This is a genomic window from Nocardia sp. NBC_00565, assembly GCF_036345915.1.
GTDB lineage: Bacteria > Actinomycetota > Actinomycetes > Mycobacteriales > Mycobacteriaceae > Nocardia.
The window spans coordinates 7,172,861-7,191,458 of sequence record NZ_CP107785.1 but is presented as its reverse complement, the minus strand read 5'-3'; the positions used below and the strand labels follow the sequence as shown (position 1 = coordinate 7,191,458).

General features: G+C 66.8%; 20 protein-coding genes. 10 read left to right on the top strand and 10 right to left on the bottom strand.

Annotated elements, in window-relative coordinates:
- Positions 1–8: 8 nt before the first annotated feature.
- Positions 9–1,331: an aminotransferase class V-fold PLP-dependent enzyme gene (locus OG874_RS33185; RefSeq protein ID WP_330251022.1), complete on the top strand. Its 1,323-nt coding sequence runs from the start codon at positions 9–11 to the stop codon at positions 1,329–1,331.
- 319 nt (positions 1,332–1,650) lie between these two features.
- On the opposite strand, the gene OG874_RS33180 is transcribed toward OG874_RS33185, so the two are convergent.
- The 3 genes from OG874_RS33180 to OG874_RS33170 form a co-directional block, all read right to left on the bottom strand.
- Positions 1,651–2,202, bottom strand: a complete 552-nt coding sequence (locus OG874_RS33180) for a flavin reductase family protein (protein WP_330251021.1) — start codon at positions 2,200–2,202, stop codon at positions 1,651–1,653.
- A gap of 180 nt (positions 2,203–2,382) precedes the next feature.
- Positions 2,383–2,856: a YbaK/EbsC family protein gene (locus tag OG874_RS33175; protein WP_330251020.1), complete on the bottom strand. Its 474-nt coding sequence runs from the start codon at positions 2,854–2,856 to the stop codon at positions 2,383–2,385.
- Positions 2,857–2,905: 49 nt separating this feature from the next.
- Positions 2,906–3,226 carry a 2-oxo-4-hydroxy-4-carboxy-5-ureidoimidazoline decarboxylase gene (locus OG874_RS33170; RefSeq protein ID WP_330251019.1) on the bottom strand — a complete coding sequence of 107 codons (321 nt, stop codon included), beginning with the start codon at positions 3,224–3,226 and terminating at the stop codon, positions 2,906–2,908.
- 157 nt (positions 3,227–3,383) lie between these two features.
- On the opposite strand from OG874_RS33170, the gene OG874_RS33165 reads away from it, so the two are divergent.
- The 3 genes from OG874_RS33165 (at position 3,384) to OG874_RS33155 (ending at position 6,634) form a co-directional block, all read left to right on the top strand.
- Complete coding sequence (locus tag OG874_RS33165) at positions 3,384–4,205, top strand: crotonase/enoyl-CoA hydratase family protein (protein ID WP_330251018.1); 822 nt, start codon at positions 3,384–3,386, stop codon at positions 4,203–4,205.
- 90 nt (positions 4,206–4,295) lie between these two features.
- Positions 4,296–4,802, top strand: a complete 507-nt coding sequence (locus OG874_RS33160; protein ID WP_330251017.1) for a MarR family winged helix-turn-helix transcriptional regulator — start codon at positions 4,296–4,298, stop codon at positions 4,800–4,802.
- On the top strand, positions 4,799–6,634 hold the full coding sequence (locus OG874_RS33155; protein ID WP_330251016.1) for an MDR family MFS transporter: 1,836 nt from the start codon (positions 4,799–4,801) through the stop codon (positions 6,632–6,634). The genes OG874_RS33160 and OG874_RS33155 overlap by 4 nt, the downstream gene beginning before the upstream one ends.
- 79 nt (positions 6,635–6,713) lie before the next feature.
- On the opposite strand, the gene OG874_RS33150 is transcribed toward OG874_RS33155, so the two are convergent.
- The 3 genes from OG874_RS33150 to OG874_RS33140 form a co-directional block, all read right to left on the bottom strand.
- Positions 6,714–6,932 (bottom strand): hypothetical protein, encoded by a 219-nt coding sequence (locus OG874_RS33150; RefSeq protein ID WP_330251015.1) that lies wholly within the window; start codon positions 6,930–6,932, stop codon positions 6,714–6,716.
- A complete protein-coding gene (locus tag OG874_RS33145) occupies positions 6,932–7,096 on the bottom strand; it encodes a hypothetical protein (RefSeq protein WP_330251014.1) in 165 nt (54 codons plus the stop codon). The genes OG874_RS33150 and OG874_RS33145 overlap by 1 nt, the downstream gene beginning before the upstream one ends.
- Before the next feature lie 90 nt (positions 7,097–7,186).
- Positions 7,187–8,296 carry an FAD-dependent oxidoreductase gene (locus tag OG874_RS33140; RefSeq protein WP_330251013.1) on the bottom strand — a complete coding sequence of 370 codons (1,110 nt, stop codon included), beginning with the start codon at positions 8,294–8,296 and terminating at the stop codon, positions 7,187–7,189.
- Positions 8,297–8,364: 68 nt separating this feature from the next.
- Here OG874_RS33140 and OG874_RS33135 point away from each other — a divergent pair, with 68 nt between their 5' ends.
- On the top strand, positions 8,365–9,045 hold the full coding sequence (locus OG874_RS33135; RefSeq protein WP_330251012.1) for a TetR/AcrR family transcriptional regulator: 681 nt from the start codon (positions 8,365–8,367) through the stop codon (positions 9,043–9,045).
- Positions 9,046–9,216: 171 nt separating this feature from the next.
- On the opposite strand, the gene OG874_RS33130 is transcribed toward OG874_RS33135, so the two are convergent.
- The 3 genes from OG874_RS33130 to OG874_RS33120 form a co-directional block, all read right to left on the bottom strand.
- Entirely contained in the window at positions 9,217–9,561 is a 345-nt protein-coding gene (locus OG874_RS33130; protein WP_330251011.1) for a hypothetical protein, read from the bottom strand.
- Between the two features lie 305 nt (positions 9,562–9,866).
- Positions 9,867–11,111: an esterase/lipase family protein gene (locus OG874_RS33125; protein WP_330251010.1), complete on the bottom strand. Its 1,245-nt coding sequence runs from the start codon at positions 11,109–11,111 to the stop codon at positions 9,867–9,869.
- A 272-nt stretch (positions 11,112–11,383) separates the two neighbouring features.
- On the bottom strand, positions 11,384–12,283 hold the full coding sequence (locus OG874_RS33120) for a LysR family transcriptional regulator (RefSeq protein ID WP_330251009.1): 900 nt from the start codon (positions 12,281–12,283) through the stop codon (positions 11,384–11,386).
- 148 nt (positions 12,284–12,431) lie between these two features.
- On the opposite strand from OG874_RS33120, the gene OG874_RS33115 reads away from it, so the two are divergent.
- Both OG874_RS33115 and OG874_RS33110 read left to right on the top strand, forming a co-directional pair.
- A complete protein-coding gene (locus OG874_RS33115; RefSeq protein WP_330251008.1) occupies positions 12,432–13,337 on the top strand; it encodes an SDR family oxidoreductase in 906 nt (301 codons plus the stop codon).
- Between the two features lie 400 nt (positions 13,338–13,737).
- Positions 13,738–13,956, top strand: coding sequence for a hypothetical protein (locus OG874_RS33110; RefSeq protein WP_330251007.1), 219 nt, complete (start codon positions 13,738–13,740; stop codon positions 13,954–13,956).
- A gap of 171 nt (positions 13,957–14,127) precedes the next feature.
- On the opposite strand, the gene OG874_RS33105 is transcribed toward OG874_RS33110, so the two are convergent.
- A complete protein-coding gene (locus OG874_RS33105; RefSeq protein ID WP_330251006.1) occupies positions 14,128–14,619 on the bottom strand; it encodes an inorganic diphosphatase in 492 nt (163 codons plus the stop codon).
- 242 nt (positions 14,620–14,861) lie between these two features.
- Between OG874_RS33105 and OG874_RS33100 the strand changes: the two genes are divergently transcribed.
- From OG874_RS33100 to tilS, 3 genes are read left to right on the top strand one after another with little or no spacing between them, the layout of a single operon-like run.
- Positions 14,862–16,325: a D-alanyl-D-alanine carboxypeptidase/D-alanyl-D-alanine-endopeptidase gene (locus tag OG874_RS33100; protein ID WP_330251005.1), complete on the top strand. Its 1,464-nt coding sequence runs from the start codon at positions 14,862–14,864 to the stop codon at positions 16,323–16,325.
- A 13-nt stretch (positions 16,326–16,338) separates the two neighbouring features.
- Positions 16,339–17,454, top strand: coding sequence for a zinc-dependent metalloprotease (locus tag OG874_RS33095; RefSeq protein ID WP_330251004.1), 1,116 nt, complete (start codon positions 16,339–16,341; stop codon positions 17,452–17,454).
- Positions 17,455–17,497: 43 nt separating this feature from the next.
- The gene (gene tilS / locus OG874_RS33090) at positions 17,498–18,571 is read left to right on the top strand and encodes a tRNA lysidine(34) synthetase TilS (RefSeq protein WP_330251003.1); all 1,074 of its coding nucleotides are present in this window, start codon (positions 17,498–17,500) and stop codon (positions 18,569–18,571) included.
- The last annotated feature ends 27 nt before the right edge of the window (positions 18,572–18,598 follow it).

Here is an 18,598-nt window from a genome sequence, read left to right as displayed (position 1 = left end):
ATTTTGTGATGACTGCTGTAGTTGACCAGACCTGTTCCGCCTTCGCCCGGGTCTCCGGCGACGATCTGCGGGTACCGCTCGTTCAGGGCGGGACGACCACCTACGCGAACTTCGACTACGCCGCGAGCGCACCGGCATTGGCGCAGGTCGCCGACTGGGTGCAGCAGTTGCTGCCGTACTACGCGAGCGTGCACCGCGGCGCCGGTTACGCCTCGCGGATCTCCACCGAGTGCTACGAGGCGGCCCGCGGTTCGGTGACCCGGTTCCTCGACGCCGCCGACGACCAGGTCGTGGTATTCACCCGCAACACCACTGATTCGCTGAACCTGCTCGCGTCCTGCGTGCCCGGTGACACCGTCGTGCTGGATATCGAGCACCACGCCAACTTCCTGCCCTGGACTCGGCACGGTCGCCGCGTCGTCAAGGCCGCGGATACCGTCGAGGAGACCATTCGCCAGCTCATCGCCGAACTGTGCAGTAAGCCCGCCGCGCTGCTCGCGGTCACGGGTGCCTCCAATGTGACCGGTGAGGTGCTGCCGCTGGAGCGGCTGGCCACCATCGCCCACCAGTGCGGCGCGCGCATTCTGGTCGATGCCGCCCAGCTGGCTCCGCATCGTCGAATCAGCCTGCGCGACACCGGCATCGACTACCTCGCGTTTTCCGGTCACAAGCTCTACGCGCCGTTCGGCGCGGGAGTCCTTGTCGGACGCCGGGATTGGCTCGATGCCGCCGAGCCGTACCTGGCCGGCGGTGGCGCGGTCCGCGAGGTCACCACCACCCACGCGGACTGGGCGCCCGCGCCACAGCGCCATGAGGGCGGGTCCCCGAACGTCCTCGGCGCCGCCGCACTCGCCGCGGCGTGTGACGCGCTCTGTGCGATCGATCCGGAAACTCTCACCACCCACGAGCGACAGCTCGCCGATCGCCTGCGCGCGGGCTTGTCCGCCATCCCCGGCGTCAACCTGCTGCGCATCTGGGACGACAGCCCCGACACCGTCGGCATCGTCGCGTTCACCCTCGACGGTTTCGTCCCCGGCCATGTCGCGGCCTATCTCTCCGCCGAATACGGCATCGGCATCCGCGACGGCCGTTTCTGTGCTCACCCGCTGCTCGAGCGGCTCGGACTCGACGGTGCGCTGCGCGCCAGTATCGGTCTGGGCACCAGCTCCGCCGATGTGGATCGGTTGGTCGAGGCCATTGCGACGCTCGTCGCCAACGGCACTACCTGGAACTACGCCAGCACCGACGGTCTGTGGAACCCGACCCCGGAGACCCGCCCCTTCACCAGCCCCAACTCCACCGATGGTGCCGCACCCTGCCTGATCGGCTAGTTGGGCTGATCCCCTGGTGCTCCGTCCGGATAGCGATAGACGCACCCCCGAGCTGTGCGCGCCTATTGCACTAAACGCCCATTCCCGAGCGATCTCCGCGGTGTCTCGCGGAATCGGAGCACGGATGGGCCCGAATATCGATCTACCTGCGAATCCAGCGGCGCACCAAGGAGATTCGCCCGGCGGCCGCCGTCGGCCGGATCGGGCGACACCTTCCACATCGAGGTGCGCACCGGCCCATCAGTGGATCTCCAGCGATCGATTTCGGTTGCCGCCCAGCCGAATCTGCCCAGCTGAATTCGACTGCCGCTCGGCCTGCTCAGCCCTCGAGCGAGGTCGGGCGGTAGTACCGGCCGCGGTAATAGAGCAGCGGGGCGGCGGCGGGTCTTTCATCGGTGTCGTCGTGCACCCGCGTGACGAGACCGACGACGAAGTCGTGGTCGCCGATGGTGATGAGTTGGTGGATGGTGGCGCGGATCCAGATGGGCGTGCCGTGCAATACCGGCTCGCCGGTTTCCAGCGTGGTCCACAGCGAACGGTCGGTGAAGCGCTCGTCGGCCGTGCGGGCGAAGCGCTGCGCGAGATCGTGTTGATGTTCGCCGAGGAAGTGGATCACCACGGAGTCGGCCGCCCGTAGTGCGGTCAGGCTCGATGACGTGTGCGCGATATTGAAGGAGACCAGTGGAGGCTCGAGGGATAGCGACGCGAACGAGGTCGCGGTGAAACCGATCGGACCGTTCGCGGAGCCGAGGGTGACCACGGTGACGCCCGCCGGATAGTGCCGCATGGAGGCGCGGTACTGCTCGGCGGTGATACCGCTCAGATCATCGGGAATCCGGATGTCGGTGGCGGGCGGTTGAGCTTCGGTCACAGCTCCGCCTCGCTAGCGCTCGGCTCCGCCGCGACCGTCGGTGCTGTGTTGATGGTTCTCTCGCTCCGCTCGCTCACATGACCGAAACTACGCCGGGTTTGTCGGCAATGGTCCGCCGCCCAGATGTTGGATTGATCTCCATTTCGCGCTTTGCGCTGCTCGCGCGGCGGGGCGGGGAATTCAATCCACGTCGATCGGAAGTCCAGCGGTGATGCGCACCAATTCCCGAAACGAGGTGCGGAATACGGTATTCGGATGTCCGCCCGCGGCCCACACCTCGCGATGCGTGGACAGTGCGGTGTCCACCCAGGTCGGCAGGTTGGTCGGATGCCCGACCGGTGCGATGCCGCCGATCGGCTGACCGGTCACCGCCCGCACCATCTCGGCGGACGCCTTGGTGAGCTTGCCCTCGAGCCGGGCGCCGGTGTGCTCGAGATCCACCTGATGTGCGCCGGAGACCAGCAGCAGCACCGGATCGTCGTCGAGCAGGAACACCAGTGATTTCGTGATGGCGCCCACATCGATGCCGAGTGCCCGCGCGGCATCGGCTGCGGTCGGCGTGGGAGCGGGCTGAGTGACGATGACACCGTGGTGGCCGCGCGCGATCAGGGTATCCGCGACCCGGCATGCGACTGGTGGAAGTGACCTGCGCATCCCACCAGGGTAGAGGGATTGCGGGCGGTACGCCGGGTGAGTTCGCCGGTCAGTATTCGGGGTATCCCTCGGCGGGGCCTAGCATTCGGTCGATCCGGTCGCGCACCACCCGCGCGAGTTCGGTCACACTCCGCTGCGAGACCTGTTCGTGCACAAACGCATCGAAGGCGCGATCGAGATCGGATTGGGACAGCGCGAGCAATTCGATATCCGCCTTGGCAAGCAGCGCGTCCCGATCCGCGTACGGGCGGTCAGCGGCGATCTTGGCCGCCCAGGTGACATTGCAGCAGGCTTCGAACAGCGCGTGTACGGCACGACTGTGCGTCATCGCATTGAAGCGGTCCAGCCCTATTCCTCGATGCATCAGCATGATGGCCTCCCAGCCCGGTGATGCGGGTTTGCTGACTCGACCATGATGCGGTCCGCACCGATGCGGGAACCAGTGCGCCACACCAACTTTTGCACAGGATTTACATGGTGGGCGGACTGGTCGGCCGACTTGCTCACACCTGCTTTACGCTGGACGAATGACTGATTGGCAGGCTTTCACCGTTGAAACCAAGGACCACGTCGCGCAGGTGACCCTGATCGGTCCCGGTAAGGGCAATGCCATGGGTCCGGATTTCTGGCGGGAGTTGCCGGAGATTTTCCGCGGGCTCGATGCCGATACCGAGGTTCGTGCGATTGTGCTCACCGGTTCCGGCAAACATTTCTCCTACGGGCTCGATCTGCCTGCGATGTCCGGGATGTTCGGTCCGCTGCTGGCCGATAAGGCCCAGGCCGCGCCGCGCACCGACTTCCTCATTGAGTTGCGCCGCATGCAGGCCGCGGTAACTGCCGTGGCCGACTGCCGCAAGCCGGTCATCGCCGCGGTCGCCGGTTGGTGCATCGGCGGCGGGCTGGATCTCATCGCCGCCGCCGATATCCGCTACGCGAGCGCGGATGCGAAGTTCAGTCTGCGCGAGGCGAAGGTGGCGATCATCGCCGATATCGGTTCGCTGCATCGGCTGCCCGGCATCATCGGCGAGGGCCATCTGCGCGAACTCGCGTACACCGGTAAGGACATCGACGCCGCGCGTGCCGAGAAGATCGGCCTGGTCAACGACGTCTTCGCCGATCAGGACGCGACATTGGACGCGGCGCACGCCATCGCCCGCGAGATCGCCGCGAACCCGCCGCTGGTGGTGCAGGGTGCGAAGGATGTGCTCGAGCAGCGCACCAAGGATCAGGTGGCCGTCGGGCTGCGCTACGTCTCCGCATGGAACGCCGCATTCCTGCCCTCGGAGGACCTGACCGAGGCCATCCAGGCCGTATTCGAGAAGCGGGAACCGGAGTTCAAGGGCCGGTAAAGGCCGGTAAAACGCTTGCCCTAGCTGTTGGCTTGCCCACATACTTGTATCACGCAACTAATTGATTGACGCAAGTAAAGGGTGAGATGAGTGGATGAGGACGAGCTGTCGGTCGACGTGATCGCGATTCAGCTCACCCGGCTGCAGCGGATCCGGGAGCGGACCGCGGGGCAGCTGCGGATGAAGGACGGCGTGGACCCCGCGGCGTTCGCGATCCTGTTCCGATTGCTCTGCGACGGGCCGATGCGCTCGGGCGCCCTCGCCGACGCCGTGCATTCCGACGCGTCGACGATCAGCCGGCACGTCGCGCACCTGGTCGAGCGGCATCTGGTCGAACGGCAGGCCGACCGCAACGACGGCCGCGCCACCGTGCTGGTCGTCACCGAGCGCGGTCGCGAGGTCGCCGAGCGGATCCGCAGGCGCAGGCACGAGAACCTGACCCGGGTGATGGCGGCCTGGACGCCGCAGGATCGGGCCGCCTTCGCCGGGCTGCTGCGGCAGTTCGTCGACGACTTCGAGCGGGCCAAGCCCGCCATGGTCGCGGCCATCCGCGCGGACCAGAACCTGTACGACATCGAGACGGAGAACAATTCGTGACCGCACCGGCCACCGTGGAGGAGTCCACGGGTTTCACCCACCGCCAGATCCTGACCATTCTCAGTGGTCTGATGCTCGGCATGTTGCTCGCGGCGCTGGACCAGACGATTGTCTCCACCGCGATCCGCACCATCGCCGATGATCTCGACGGCTATTCGATGCAGGCCTGGGCGACCACGGCCTACCTGATCACCGCGACCCTCGCGACGCCGCTGTACGGCAAGTTGTCCGATATGTTCGGCCGCAAGCCGTTCTTCATGGCGGCGATCACGATCTTCGTGGTCGGTTCGCTGCTGTGCACGATCGCGCAGTCGATGTACGAGCTCGCGGCGTTCCGTGCGTTCCAGGGACTCGGCGCGGGCGGCTTGATGTCGCTGGCGCTGACCATCCTCGGCGATATCGTCAGTCCGCGGGAGCGCGCCAAGTACCAGGGTTACTTTCTGGCAGTGTTCGGCACCTCCAGCGTGATCGGTCCGGTGCTCGGCGGTGTGCTCGCCGGTCAGGACACCATTCTCGGGGTCAGCGGCTGGCGCTGGGTCTTCCTCGTCAATGTGCCGATCGGCCTGATCGCGCTCGGCGTCGTCTCCAAGGTGCTCAAACTGCCGAAGCGGCCGCATTCCACTGATCGAGTCGACTGGTGGGGTGTGCTGGTGCTCGCGATCGGCCTGGTGCCGCTGCTCATCGTCGCCGAGCAGGGGCGCGAATGGGGTTGGGGCAGTGGACGATCCCTCCTCTGCTATGTGATCGGTGTGCTCGGTGTCATCGGGTTCGTGCTGGTCGAGAAGGCAATGCGGGATAAGGCGCTGATTCCGCTGCGGATGTTCGCCAACAAGACCTTCGCGCTCGGCGTGGTGATCTCGGTCGTGGTCGGCTCGGCGATGTTCGGCGGTATTTCACTGCTGCCGCAGTACCTGCAGGTGGTGCGCGGGTCCAGTCCGACGCTGGCGGGTCTGCAGATGCTGCCGATGGTGCTCGGGATGATGACCGGTTCGGTCGTATCCGGCCAGCTGATCTCGCGTACCGGTCGTTACCGGATCTTCCCGCTCATCGGCGCGACCATGTTGACGCTCGGCCTGTTCCTGCTGCACTTCGTGAATGCCGACAGCCCACTGTGGCTCGCGATGATCTTCATGGCCTGCACCGGATTCGGACTCGGCAATCTCATGCAGCCGCTCACCATAGCGGTGCAGAATGCGTTGCCGCCCAAGGATATGGGCGTCTCCACCGCCGCGGCCACCTTCTTCCGGCAGATCGGCGGCACGATGGGTGTCGCGGTATTCCTCTCGATTCTCTTCGCGCAGCTGACGCCGAATATCTCCAGCGAGATGAAGGCCGCGGCCACCGATCCGGCATTCCAGCATGCCGTGGTCGAGGCCGCGAACAGCAGCAATCCCGCTGATGCCGCGCTCGCGAAAGGCCTACTCGCGCAGGATACTTCGGCGGCCAGCGGGGTGCTGAAGGACAGCTCGATCGTGCAGCAGCTGAATCCGGTGCTGGCGCGGCCGTTCCAGGTCGGTTTCGCCGAGTCGATGTCGACGGTGTTCCTTTTTGTGGCCGGTCTCGCGCTGCTCGGGCTGATCCTGGTGCTGTTCTGGAAGGAAGTGCCGCTGCGGACGGTCGGCGGAATCGAGGCGGCCAAGGACGCGGCGGCCAAAGGTGACGCGGCGGCGAATGGTGCCGGGCCGGATGTCGTGGAGCGCACGGGTCTGTTGACCGCGGGCGGCGAAATGCTGAGTCCGTCCGAGGATGCATTGGATGTGCTGGCGAACTCCGCGAATGGCACGGCCGGTTCGACCAACGGTGCGAGGTCTGGCGGTGCCAGTTCCGCGTGAAACTGTTCGAATCGCGCCCGGTCCCGGCACTTGCCGGGCCGGGCGCGACCCGACTTCATGGCACTAGCGCGACCCGACTTCATGGCACCAGGTAGAGGCGTTCGCCGGGCAGCCTGGGTAGTCCGGTGGGGTCGCCGGGGATGATCTGTACCGCGCCGAGGTAGTGGCGTGCCTGGTGTTCGAGGATGAAGATCAATGCGGCGGTGACGCAGGCGGCGAAGTCGAACCGCGCGCCGTGCAGGTACACGCTCAGGTGTACGTCGGACTCGTCCGGCCGTGGAGACGCGGTAGCGCTCATCACGGTGTCTCCGGTGAGGTCACCCGGATACCGAAGTCGGCGCGGTCGTCCACTACGCGGGTGCCGATCCACGGGCAGCCGCCGGGAACAATCGCGTCAATGGTTCCGGTATGCGCGGTGATCCGGCCGTCGACCAGGTGCGCCCAGGCCATGCTGAGACCCATGTCGCGTGACGTCCCGTGAGACAACCGGGGGACCCGAACCGCGGGTGATCCTGGCTGGGCGACCGGTTGCTTGGTCGTGTTCAGTCACCTTCAGCCCGGTTGGAAGAACTCGAGCATTCTCCGGCTGGCGTCCGGCGACATCAGCAATTCCTGCATGTCCGCGGACATCCGGGCGGCAGCGCTGGTGCGTTCGAACATCTCGCGTTCGTATTCTTTGACGGCGGCGGGATAGTCGTCCGGGTGCGCGGCCAGTGCGAGGCCGAGCAGGGCGCCGTCGAGCAGCGCCATGTTGGCGCCTTCCCCCACCGGCGGCATCAGGTGCGCGGCATCGCCGAGCAGTGTGACGCTTGGTGTCGATGGCCAGGTCAGGCCGACCGGGAGCGTGGTGAGCGACCGGGGCAGGATCGTGTCGTCGCAGGCTGCGATCAGTGCGGTGAACCGTGCTTCCCAGCCGGCGAACAGCTCGATCAGCCGCGCCCGGGCGGCAGCTGGGTCGTCGAACGGGATCCCGCTGGTGGCGAACCAGTCCTCGGCGGTGTTGTAGAAGCTGAGGCCGATGCGAACGCGGCCATCGCCGTTGCGCTGCGCCGCCAACGATTTTCCGTTGCCGAGCACCCAGTAGTTGCCGCGCCCGACCATCGCCGCGAGGTCGGGGTGGGTGCGGTCGATGTCGGGAATACCGACCTCGACGACGTTCTGGCCGATATGCGCCGGGCGGGCGTCGGTGAGCAGCGCGCGGACCCGGGACTGCGCGCCGTCGGCGCCGACCAGCAGGTCATACGTCGCACTGCTGCCGTCGGCGAAGTGCAGCACGCCGTTGTCAGCGGACTCGAACGCGTGCCCCCAGCGCACCGCGTGTTCAGGAAGAGAGTCCAGCAGCAGGTCACGCAGATCGGCACGATCCACCTCGGGTCGCAAAAGCGGGGCGTCCTCGGGCGTGTCCTCCTGCAGCAGCAGGGTGCCGTCCGATTCTAGAAGCCGCATGTCCTGGCCCTCACCACGGGCAATCGCGTAGAACTGGTCGATCAGACCGGCCTCGCGCAGCGCCCGCTGCCCGGAGTGGATGTCGAGCATGCCGCCCTGACCGCGCGCACCACGCGACGATTCACGTTCGTACACCACGGCGTCGATGGCGTTCACGTGCAGGACCCGGGCAAGGGCCAAGCCGCCCAAGCCGGCTCCGACTATGGCGATGGTCATGCGTTCTCCTTTGATACACCGTATCTTTCAATACAGCGTATCGCGCCAGGCGATGTACTGTCAGGTGCATGTTGGTGTGGGAGCGGCCGGAGCCGCCCGATCGCCCGGTGCTGGCCCCGCTGAGCCGGGAGCGGATCGTGCGAGCGGCGATCCAACTCGCCGATGCGGACGGCCTGGACGCGGTGTCACTGCGCAAGGTCGCCGCGGCGCTGGACGTCGGACCGATGCGGCTGTATGGCTACATCGCCACCAAAGAGGAGTTGCTCGACCTGATGGTCGATGCGGTCCACGCGGAGATCCGGCCGGTCGGAGACGGTTGGCGCGAGGGGCTGCGCTCCCTTGCCGAAACCACCCGGCAGGCTGTTCACCAGCACGAATGGCTCGCTGACCTGCTCGGCGGGCGGCCCCAGCTCGGGCCGAACACGCTGGCCAGCGGAGAGGCCGTGCTGGCCGCATTGGGCGGCGTCGACCTGGACACCGTCGTGCCGGCGGTCGCCGCGGTCAATGCGTACGTGATCGGCGCGGTACGCCGGGAGATCACCGAGCGACGCGCCGAGCGAGCCTCCGGGATGGACCAGACGCAGTGGCAGGCCACCTTCGGGCCCTATCTGCGGAGAACCTTCGCCACCGGCCGATTTCCCGCGCTGGCCTCGCTCGTCCACGATGGCCCCCACCTGGACGCCGACCAGACCTTCCGGACCGGCCTCGACTTCCTCCTCGACGGCATCGAAGCCCGCATCTCGAGCTGACGCGCGGCCGGGGGACCAGACGAGGGCCACCCATGGCACCAGCTCGCCGCTGACGCATTGAGACGACAAAACTGAAGAAATGCCACGGAACTGAGATTCCGGCCCCTCCGATGGCCCGGTTGATGAATGATCTTCGCCAGTTGCGTTCGGGGGCAGGAGGGTTCGGGTTGGTCAGTGCGAATCGTCCAGGCGAACACGGACCGTGACCCGCCCGCGCTCGTCACGATCTGCGAGCGCGTGACCATGCCGGTCGCCGCCCTCGAGGTGCAGCGTGATCGGGCCGCCTTCATCGGTGAAGTTGCGCCACCAACTCTTTCGATCCGGGAGTGCAACCCCGATGACGATCGAATCGCCGGAACGGCGGTAGTTCACGGGCGTACTGAAGGTTTTGCCGGAACGGCGGCCCACGTAACTGATCTCGACGAAGCTCTTGCGCATGAGCGACCCCACCACGGGTGCATTCGTCAAGGTCAGCGTCACCGAGTTGAAGCCGTTCACGAAAGATTTCGCATTCACCGAATGCCTCCTGGTACAGCCTGGATAGCGGTCGAACTCACTTTACCGACCATCCATGACACCGGCACTCGGCGGCGGTTGGTGTATCCAGGCGGACCATATCGGCCGTATTCGGCTGAGCCCCAGCGCTGTTCAGCGGCATTCCGGGCCTGGGAATCTGCCGGATTCGTCACGTCTCGGGACGAACAACACGCTGTGGTCGATCGATCGTCGAACCCATGGCGGCGGAGACGGAGCAGCCGCACCGTGACGCGTATCGGTGCGGCTGCCACGTTCAGCGGTGGGTGGATCTGCTCACCGTGTGCTCAGGAGTTGGCGCCGATCTCGTTCACGAGCCATGCGCCCAGTTCCCGAGTCATAGTGGTGTGTCCCTCGTTCTTGCTGGCGCAGGCGAAAGCGTCGAGTTCGCTGTCGCCGTCGCGGATCTCGCTGTACAGCGCGTCACGGTTGTCGATCTCGCCTGTGGCGACGGCGCTGATGGCGGGAATGAAACAGGAGGTGTTGAACTGCAACTCGACCCCGGAGCCGAGCAACCCCATGAGCACAGCGGCCATCCCGAAACTTGCTGGGTTTCCCGGCAGCGCCGGGTTCTCGGGGAACAGGCCGCCGGGGGCGCCATCGATATCGGGTAGTCCGTCGGTGTGGACCTCGATCGGGGGTTGTTCTGCCGCGTGCAGGGTGGCCACGACCTGCTCACCCTGTGCCTGGGTGCGCAGTGTGCCGTCGAGCAGCAGTTCGCCGCGACCGCTCACCGCCGTCAGCGCGGGACCGATCCCGTTTCCGGCACCGGTCCTGACCCCGTTGGCGACACCGATCCTGCGGATGCCCTGCGGCCATCCGCCCACCGCATCCAACTGCTGCAGGAAGGTGCGTCGTTCCGACGCCTGGTCCGGCTTGTCGCCGACCTTGCCGAGGTGCCAGCGAGACATCTGCCGCGCGGCCGGGCTGTTGATCAGGTCGGAGAACTGGCCGAAGATGGGCGATGTCGCACCCCACTTGTCCTTGAGGAAATGCGCGAAAGCCTGCATCGAGATCGGTAGCCATGCACCGTGATGCGGGGTGTCGTAGGACAGGTACACGCTTGTCTCGGGGTCGGGCAGTTCCGGATCGTGCTGCATCTTGGCCAACGCGTAGCGGGTCACCATCCCGCCCATACTGAAACCACCCACCGCCAGTTTCGCCTTACCGGCACGCTTGCGAATAGCGGTCTGGATGCACTCGATGGCGGTGTTCGCGTTGTCCAGAATCGACGCTGTCCGGTTGTCGTAGCCCAGCACGATCACATCCCGGCCTATCGCGTGCAACTCGCTGATGAAGCGGTATCTCCCGTTATTCTCCAGACCGGCCCAGAGCTCGCCGAGGTCACTCGCACCCAGTGAGAACCCGTCGGCGAGGATGACCGGTTTGACGAGTTGCCGCCGGTTCAGCGGGCTGTAGTAGACCCATGCGGTCCCACCGTGGAGGGGCCACTCATCGTCTGGCTCCTGCGGCGTGGGATATGCGGTGCGCGCCGCGGGACTGAGCGAACCCCAGATGTTCACAACAGGCATCGTCCTGCTCCTCGACTGGTCGATTGACACGTGGATTCACTGGACTGAGAAGGGCCGGGCACTCATGGGCGAGTGCGCGGCCGTTCATAGCGTAAAGCTATTTCCGCGCGGTGCGGCCCTTTCGCTGGTCCCGAAAGCAACGCCGACTGGTGACATTTTGATGTCGCGTCACCCCAGTCAAGAGATAGGTCTCGCGCTCGTTCGCTCCCGACGAATGGGATGCATTCACCAAGGGCGTCGCTAACGGTCAATTCGTCTGCCGCTGAGGCTGTTCAGAATCGCAAGCGGTGGGATGAAGAGCGGGCTGATTCGCGGAAGGCTGTGACCAGGTGACTGCGCTCGCGGGCGCGGGTCACGATCACGACTTTGCACGGCTCGATCCCTTCGACCGGAATGGCCGTGAGATCACGCCGGACAGTGCTGTTCCCGCCGCCTGCCGGGGCAAGGGCGAGCGCCCGGCCGTCGGCGACGGATTCGAGCTTGTCCGCAGGCGTCTCGACGAGCGGGCCGTCGGGTGCTGGGCGGCCGTCCGGGCGCGGGTCGATTCGCCAGAAAGCGTCGTATGCGGCGTCTGCGTAGCGGACGAGGGGTTCGTCGGCGAAGTCGGCGAGTCTGATCGACTGCTTGCCCGCAAGGCGATGTGTCGTGGGCACCAAGAGCACTCGGGGCTCGTCGTACAGGATGGTCACCCGCAGTTGGTCGGTCGGGAACGGCTCCCGGGCGATGACTGCGTCCACGCGGTGTTCCAGCAGGGCCGGACGCACATCGCGCCAGTCGAGATGTCGGGTGCGCACCTCTGCGTCGGGATGGCGGCCGCGTAGCTCGCGCACTGCGGCGGTAACGATGAGGCCGCCCACGTACCCGATCGTGACGGTGCCGGGTACGGCGGCCGCGCGCGCGTCCGCGGCGGCCTGCGCAGCGGAGTGCAGCAGCGCTTCGGCTCGAGGCAGGAAGGCCTGTCCCGCCTCGGTTAGGCGGCTGCCCTGGGTCGTGCGATCGAGCAGGCGGACTCCCAGCCGCTCTTCGAGGCGCTTGATCTGTCGGCTCAGCGACGGTTGCGCGATATGCAGCGCGGCCGCCGCGCGGTGGAAGTTGCCGTGCTCGGCCACGACCGTGAAATACCGCACCAGGCGCAGATCGAAGTCCACCGGGGATGCGGGAACGCTGGGCACTCCGGCACTCTACTCGTGATGCCCGTTCCGTATCACGTTGCGCGAAACGGGTCTTGGACGCGGCGCACCTCCCGTCCTTAGCGTTGAGGCACGAACCCGCAGCCTTTCTGACGCCGGGTCGACTCGAAACAACCAAGGGATATTCACCATGCGCGTATTCGTGGCCGGGGCAACTGGATACGTCGGATCGGCCGTCGTCCGCGAGTTGCTCGAAGCGGGGCACAAGGTGGTGGGTCTGGCCCGCTCCGATACCTCCGCCGCGGCTTTGACGAGGGTCGGTGCCGATGTGCACCGTGGTGACATCGAAGACCTCGGCAGCTTGTGTGCCGGAGCCGCCGCCGCGGACGGCGTGATCTACGCCGCGAACAAGCACATTTCCGAAACCACCGACCCGGTTGCGCGCGCACAGGCCGAGCTGAACGCGGTCGCGGTGATCGGCTCGGAGCTGGCAGGAACTGATAAGCCCTTCGTGGTCACCTCGGGGGTCATCGGCCGCACGCCGGGACGCCTGCTCACCGAACAGACCCCCGACGTTCCCAGTGCACTCACGGCCCCGCGGCTCCCAGTCGAGAAGTCCGTCATCGCCATGAGCGAACGTGGCGTGCGCTCATCCTCGGTACGGCTGGCGCCGACCGTGCACGGCCACGGGGACACCCGCGGATTCATCTCGACCCTGATCGGTATCGCACGGGAAAAGGGTGTGTCGGCCTATATCGGTGACGGATCGAACAGCTGGCCCGCCGTACACCGGCTCGACGCGGCGACCCTGTTCCGGCTGGCCGTGGAATCAGCCCCGGCCGGTACGCGACTGCACGCGGTCGCCGAGGAGGGTGTGCCGTTCCGGGACATCGCAACGACCATCGGCCGCCGGCTCGAGCTCCCAGCCATCAGCCTGACGGCCGAGCAGGCAAGCTCGCACTTCAGTTTTCTTGCCCCGTTGGTCTCGATCGACAGCCCGACCTCGAGCACTCTGACCCGAGCACGCCTCGGCTGGCTGCCAACGCACCCTGGCCTGATCGCAGACATCGAAGAAGGCCACTACTTCGAACAATGAGCGGCGAGATCGTACAGCTGCCCGGTCCGACCGAATCCTCGTACCGCACAGGGCTTTTCCTTGCGCGGGTGGGGCGCCGGTCAGAATTTGATGCGCTCCAGCCAGGTCGTGAGGACGGGCAGGCACGCCTCCCGAAAAGCCCTCGAACAGTCGGCCGCCGAACGGATCGAGCAGCCGCCACGAATCGGCGGTCGAGGCAGGCTGCACACCCCCTCGCTGTAAAGCGCGCGCAGTGGTAACAAGGGGTGTGCCGAAATCTTCGGCGCGGGCACGCAGGGTGGAGAAGGTGGTATTCCCCCAGGTGGCGGTTGTTCTAGCCCTAGGGTCGGCTGTGCTAAATGTTTGCTGTTCCTACCGTTAGCGGGGTAATCAATCAACCCTCGCTTTCAGGAGCAGTGGAATGCGAATCAAATCTCTCATCGCGGCCGGCCTTCTTACTACCGCAGTCGTCGCCGGGGTGTCGGCGTCAGCAACCGCGTCGGCCGCCACGGGCTACTACTACCGCACCTACGCGACCTACAACGCGTGTGCCGCCGACGGCGCGTCGCCCAAGACCGGCGGCAACTACTGGCAGTGCGTCCAAACCTATAGCGGCTGGGATCTCTACCTCTACAACTGATCCGCGGCTGATCGAAAGCGGTGGCACCGCACCGTAATCGAATTCGAAAAGGGACCTTCGGTCGCGGATGTCCTTCCGGTGAGCAATAGAAAGCGGGAAGTCCGAACGCACCGGACTTCCCGCTTTCGTTGTCGGTCTGGTAACCGAATCAGCTACCCAGCCCAACAGGACTCAGTGGCCGCCGTTCTCCTGCAGCCGCTTGATGGAAGCCTCCACCTCGGCCTCGGCCTCGGCGCGACCGACCCATTCCGAACCCTTGACGAACTTGCCCGGCTCGAGATCCTTGTAGCGCTCGAAGAAGTGCTTGATCGCGGCCAGCTCGAACTCCGGCACATCGGCCAGATCTTGGATGTGATCCCAGCGCGGGTCGCCCGCGGGCACGGCGAGGACCTTGTCGTCGCCGCCCTTCTCGTCGACCATCTTGTACATGGCGACCGGGCGCACCTCGATCAGACAGCCGGGGAACACCGGTTCGGGCAGCAGGACCAGCACGTCGAGCGGGTCGCCGTCCTCGCCGAGGGTGTTCTCGATGTAGCCGTAATCGGCCGGGTAGACCATGGACGTGTAGAGGAACCGGTCGAGCCGGACCCGGCCGGTCTCGTGATCGACCTCGTACTTGTTCCGAGAACCCTTGGGAATCTCGATGGTGACGTCGAACTCCACGCCATCTCCTTACTCGGTGCCTATGTATGTGACTGTCGAGCGAGCTGCGCGCAGTCGGCAGCGGCGTCGGAACGCCGACTCGACAGGTGTTCGGGGGAACGGTGCCGGAACGAGGATAGTGTGGTCCGCGGGCACTTGGGTGCGGTAGGTGGGTGGCCCCGGCGACAGCAGGTGGCCGGTCGGAACGATACCGCTAGCGACTGCTTGCCGGTCGCTCGAAATGATCAGGAGACGGCGGGCACGTGGTGGGTGGCAGCAACAGGAATAACGGTGGCTCGACCGCCAAGCGACGCCGCAATGTGTGGATCGGCGTCGCCTTCGTGCTGTCGGTGCTGGTCGGTGCCGGGGGCGGCGCACTGGTGGTGGTCAAGCCGTGGACCCCGGGATTCCGGCACGGCGGGCTGAGCATCGCCGAGGCGCCCGCGCCGGTCGAACCGTCTGCGCAGGTCGCGCCCGCGCCGTCGAACGCCCCCGCACCCACTGCGGCCGGTATCGCGGCCGCGCTCGGGCCAGTGGTCACCAATCCCGATCTCGGCGCGTTCGCCGGTGAGGTCACCGACGCCGACTCCGCGACCGTGTTGTGGAGCGCCGAATCCGATAAACCGATGATCCCGTCCTCCACCGCGAAGATCCTGACCACCGCGGCGGCGCTGCTGACGCTGCCGTCGGATCACCGGGTCACCACCCGCGTCGTCACCGGTGCCGCCCCGAACGAGCTGGTGCTGGTCGGCGGCGGCGATCCCACGCTGACCGCGCAGCCCGACGGCAAGGGGTACTACCCCAATGGGCCTCGGATCGCGGATCTGGTGGCGCAGATCAAATCCTCCGGCCGCACGGCCGACACCATCGTCGTGGACACCTCCGCCTACTCCGGGCCGAGCATGGCTCCCGGCTGGGATCCGGTCGATATCGGCCAGGGCTCCATCGCGCCGATGGACCCGGTGATGCTCGACGGTGGCCGCATCGATCCGCTGGTCGAGTACTCCCCGCGCACCCCGACCCCGGCCCTGGCCACCGGGCAGCGGCTGGCCACCGACCTCGGCCTGGATCCGGCGAAGGTCCGGCTCGGCACGGCAGGCGCGGGCGCGACCGAGGTCGCCAGCGTGCAATCCGCGCCGCTGCGGGACCGGCTGCGCGACACGATGGTCTACTCCGACAATGTGCTTGCCGAGGCCATCGGCCGGGAGATCGCGGAGGCGACCGGTAACGAGGCATCGTTCACCGGCGCCGTCACCGCACTCTCCGGCGCGCTCGGCAAGGCCGGATTCGATATCACCGGGCTGTCGATGCAGGACAACAGCGGACTCTCGACCGAGGACCGGGTGCCCGCCCGGTTGCTCGACAAGGTCCTCGCGACCGCCGCGAAGCCCAGCGGCGCCAGCGCGGTGCAGCCGAGCAATACCAAGGCCAGGCCCGAAACCGACCGGCTCGCGGTCACTTTGGCGCCGTTGCTCGACGATCTGCCGATCGCCGGTGCGACTGGTTCGCTGAGCAGCCGCTATGTCACGCAGAACCGAGGCGGTGCGGGCTGGGTGCGGGCCAAGACCGGAACTCTCTCGGTGGCGAGCACGTTGGTCGGTTATGTGCTGGACAGCGACGGGCGGGTATTGACCTTCGCATTGATGTCGAACGATCGGCCACCGGAGCTGAGTCGGCCCGCATTGGACGCCATCGCCGGCACGCTGCGTAATTGTGGATGCTCGTGACGGGTGGTTGACCATGTTCGAAGGCGTTGATAAACGGGCCGATGCGCCCGCGGTCGATTCGGCCGCGGAGCCTGCGGCCGAGCGGAGACGCTCCGGATTCTCCGGTGCCGTCGACTGGCGACTTGCCGCGCGCACCGGTGCGGCCCTGGTGCCGCCCGGCCCGCGGACCTCACGCTATTCGGCCGAGCAGGTGGTCGGCGAACTCGCCGATGCGTCGGTGCGGGCGGAGGGCCCGGTTCGCGAGGTGAGCGGTCTGCTCGATGACCAACCGGTGCCGTCGGCCCGCGTGGTGGATCGGCCCGGCTGGATCAGCGCGGCCGCCGACTCGATGTCGCAGCTGACCGGCACCGGCGCGGAGTCGACCGACAAGGGCCTGCTGTCCGGCAAACCCGCGGGTGTGCAGGCGGGCGCGATGCTGGCGTTCCTGTCCACCGCGATCCTCGGCCAGTACGACCCGTTCACCGGGCCCGACGGCACGTTGCTGCTGGTGGCGCCCAACATCATGGCCGTGGAACGCGCACTGGGCGTCGCGCCCGCCGACTTCCGCTTCTGGGTCTGCCTGCACGAGGTGACCCACCGAGTGCAGTTCTCCTCCGCACCGTGGCTGGCCGACTACATGCGCGCCAATGTCGAGACTCTCGGCGAGGCCGGTGACGAACCGCTGGCCGATATGCTCGGCCGACTTGTCGAGGAGGTCCGCGACCGTCGCCGCGGCGGCGCCGACGATCCGAATTCGCGCGGTGTGGTCGGTCTGCTGCGCGCCACCCAGGCGCCACCGCAGCGCGAGGCGCTGGACCGGCTGCTGATGCTCGGCACACTGCTGGAGGGCCATGCCGACCATGTGATGGACGCCGTCGGTCCGGCCGTCATCCCCACGGTCGAACACATCCGCGCCGCCTTCGACCAACGCCGCAAGCGCCCCACCAACCCGCTGCAGCGCATTCTGCGCGCACTGCTCGGGGTGGACGCGAAGGTCGCCCAGTACGTCCGCGGCAAGGCGTTCGTCGACGCCGTCGTGGAGCGCGTCGGAATGGCACAGTTCAACACCGTCTGGACCAACGCCGAAACCCTTCCCCGCCCAGCCGAAATCGAGGATCCGCAGCGCTGGGTCGCCCGGGTGCTCGGATAGGGGATGACGAGGCGGGGGATGCGGCGGTCGGTAGTCTCCCGGTATGAGCCGTGCGGCAGGAGCGACGCCCGGAAATCCGCGGCGACTCCCCGAGACCGAGGCCGTGCTGGTAGTGCGGCACGCGGTGCGCGGCTGGCTGGCCGAGTACGCGCCGGATGCCGCGCGAGGTGTCGCGGTCGCGCTGTCCGGCGGTGCGGATTCGCTGGCGCTGACCGCTGCCACGGTTGTGGAGGCCGGTCAGGTCGACGCATTGGTAGTCGATCATCGGCTGCAATCCGGATCCGGCAGGGTAGCTGCCGAGGCCGCGGCGACAGCGTTGGCGTTGGGCTGTCGTTCGGCGCACGTGCTGCCGGTCGACGTCGGCAGTAACGGCGGATTGGAGGCCGCCGCGCGGCAGGCGCGGTACGCGGCATTGGACGCGGCACGGGGTGAATTGCCGGTGCTGCTCGGGCACACCCTTGATGACCAGGCCGAAACCGTGCTGCTCGGGCTCGCACGCGGTTCGGGTGGGCGATCGATCCAGGGGATGGCCGCCTTCGCCGATCCGTGGGGCAGGCCACTGCTCGGCGTGCGACGGGCGGTGACCAGGCAAATGTGTACCGATCTCGGATTGGCACCACATGAGGATCCGCACAATTCCGCACCGGAGTTCACCCGGGTGCGGTTGCGCAACGAGGTGCTGCCATTGCTGGAGGACGTGCTCGGCGGTGGGGTTGCCGGGGCGCTGGCGCGTACCGCCGAGCAGTTGCGTGCCGATGGTGCGGTACTGGACGTGCTCGCCGACGAACTGTTGCGCGCGGCGAGTACTGACCAGACGAGCGCGAGAACGCGTGCGGATGCGACGAGCCACACCGATGGCGCGGCGAGTAATGGCCCAACCCTCTCGATCGAGACACTCGCCACTGCCCCCGCGGCCTTGCGTCGACGCGCGATCCGTGCCTGGCTGCTCGCCGGTGGTGCTAAAGCACTGACCAACAAGCATTTACAGGCGGTCGACGAACTGGTTACCGCATGGCGCGGCCAGGGCGGCGTCGCCGTCGGCGGCGGAGGCCCGGGCAGCAGGTTGGTCGCGGCGCGCGAACATGGCAGGCTGACTTTGCGTCCGCGCACCGGCTGATGACACATAATGCTTTTGTCGATGGGT

Excerpts from the sequence above, each read along its gene's own strand:
- OG874_RS33185 (WP_330251022.1), top strand. The coding sequence starts at position 9 with ATGACTGCTGTAGTTGACCAGACCTGTTCCGCCTTCGCCCGGGTCTCC.
- OG874_RS33175 (WP_330251020.1), bottom strand. The coding sequence starts at position 2,856 with ATGCGCAGGTCACTTCCACCAGTCGCATGCCGGGTCGCGGATACCCTG.
- OG874_RS33170 (WP_330251019.1), bottom strand. The coding sequence starts at position 3,226 with ATGCTGATGCATCGAGGAATAGGGCTGGACCGCTTCAATGCGATGACG.
- OG874_RS33165 (WP_330251018.1), top strand. The coding sequence starts at position 3,384 with ATGACTGATTGGCAGGCTTTCACCGTTGAAACCAAGGACCACGTCGCG.
- OG874_RS33150 (WP_330251015.1), bottom strand. The coding sequence starts at position 6,932 with ATGAGCGCTACCGCGTCTCCACGGCCGGACGAGTCCGACGTACACCTG.
- OG874_RS33145 (WP_330251014.1), bottom strand. The coding sequence starts at position 7,096 with ATGGGTCTCAGCATGGCCTGGGCGCACCTGGTCGACGGCCGGATCACC.
- OG874_RS33140 (WP_330251013.1), bottom strand. The coding sequence starts at position 8,296 with ATGACCATCGCCATAGTCGGAGCCGGCTTGGGCGGCTTGGCCCTTGCC.
- OG874_RS33135 (WP_330251012.1), top strand. The coding sequence starts at position 8,365 with ATGTTGGTGTGGGAGCGGCCGGAGCCGCCCGATCGCCCGGTGCTGGCC.
- OG874_RS33125 (WP_330251010.1), bottom strand. The coding sequence starts at position 11,111 with ATGCCTGTTGTGAACATCTGGGGTTCGCTCAGTCCCGCGGCGCGCACC.
- OG874_RS33115 (WP_330251008.1), top strand. The coding sequence starts at position 12,432 with ATGCGCGTATTCGTGGCCGGGGCAACTGGATACGTCGGATCGGCCGTC.
- OG874_RS33110 (WP_330251007.1), top strand. The coding sequence starts at position 13,738 with ATGCGAATCAAATCTCTCATCGCGGCCGGCCTTCTTACTACCGCAGTC.
- OG874_RS33095 (WP_330251004.1), top strand. The coding sequence starts at position 16,339 with ATGTTCGAAGGCGTTGATAAACGGGCCGATGCGCCCGCGGTCGATTCG.
- tilS (WP_330251003.1), top strand. The coding sequence starts at position 17,498 with ATGAGCCGTGCGGCAGGAGCGACGCCCGGAAATCCGCGGCGACTCCCC.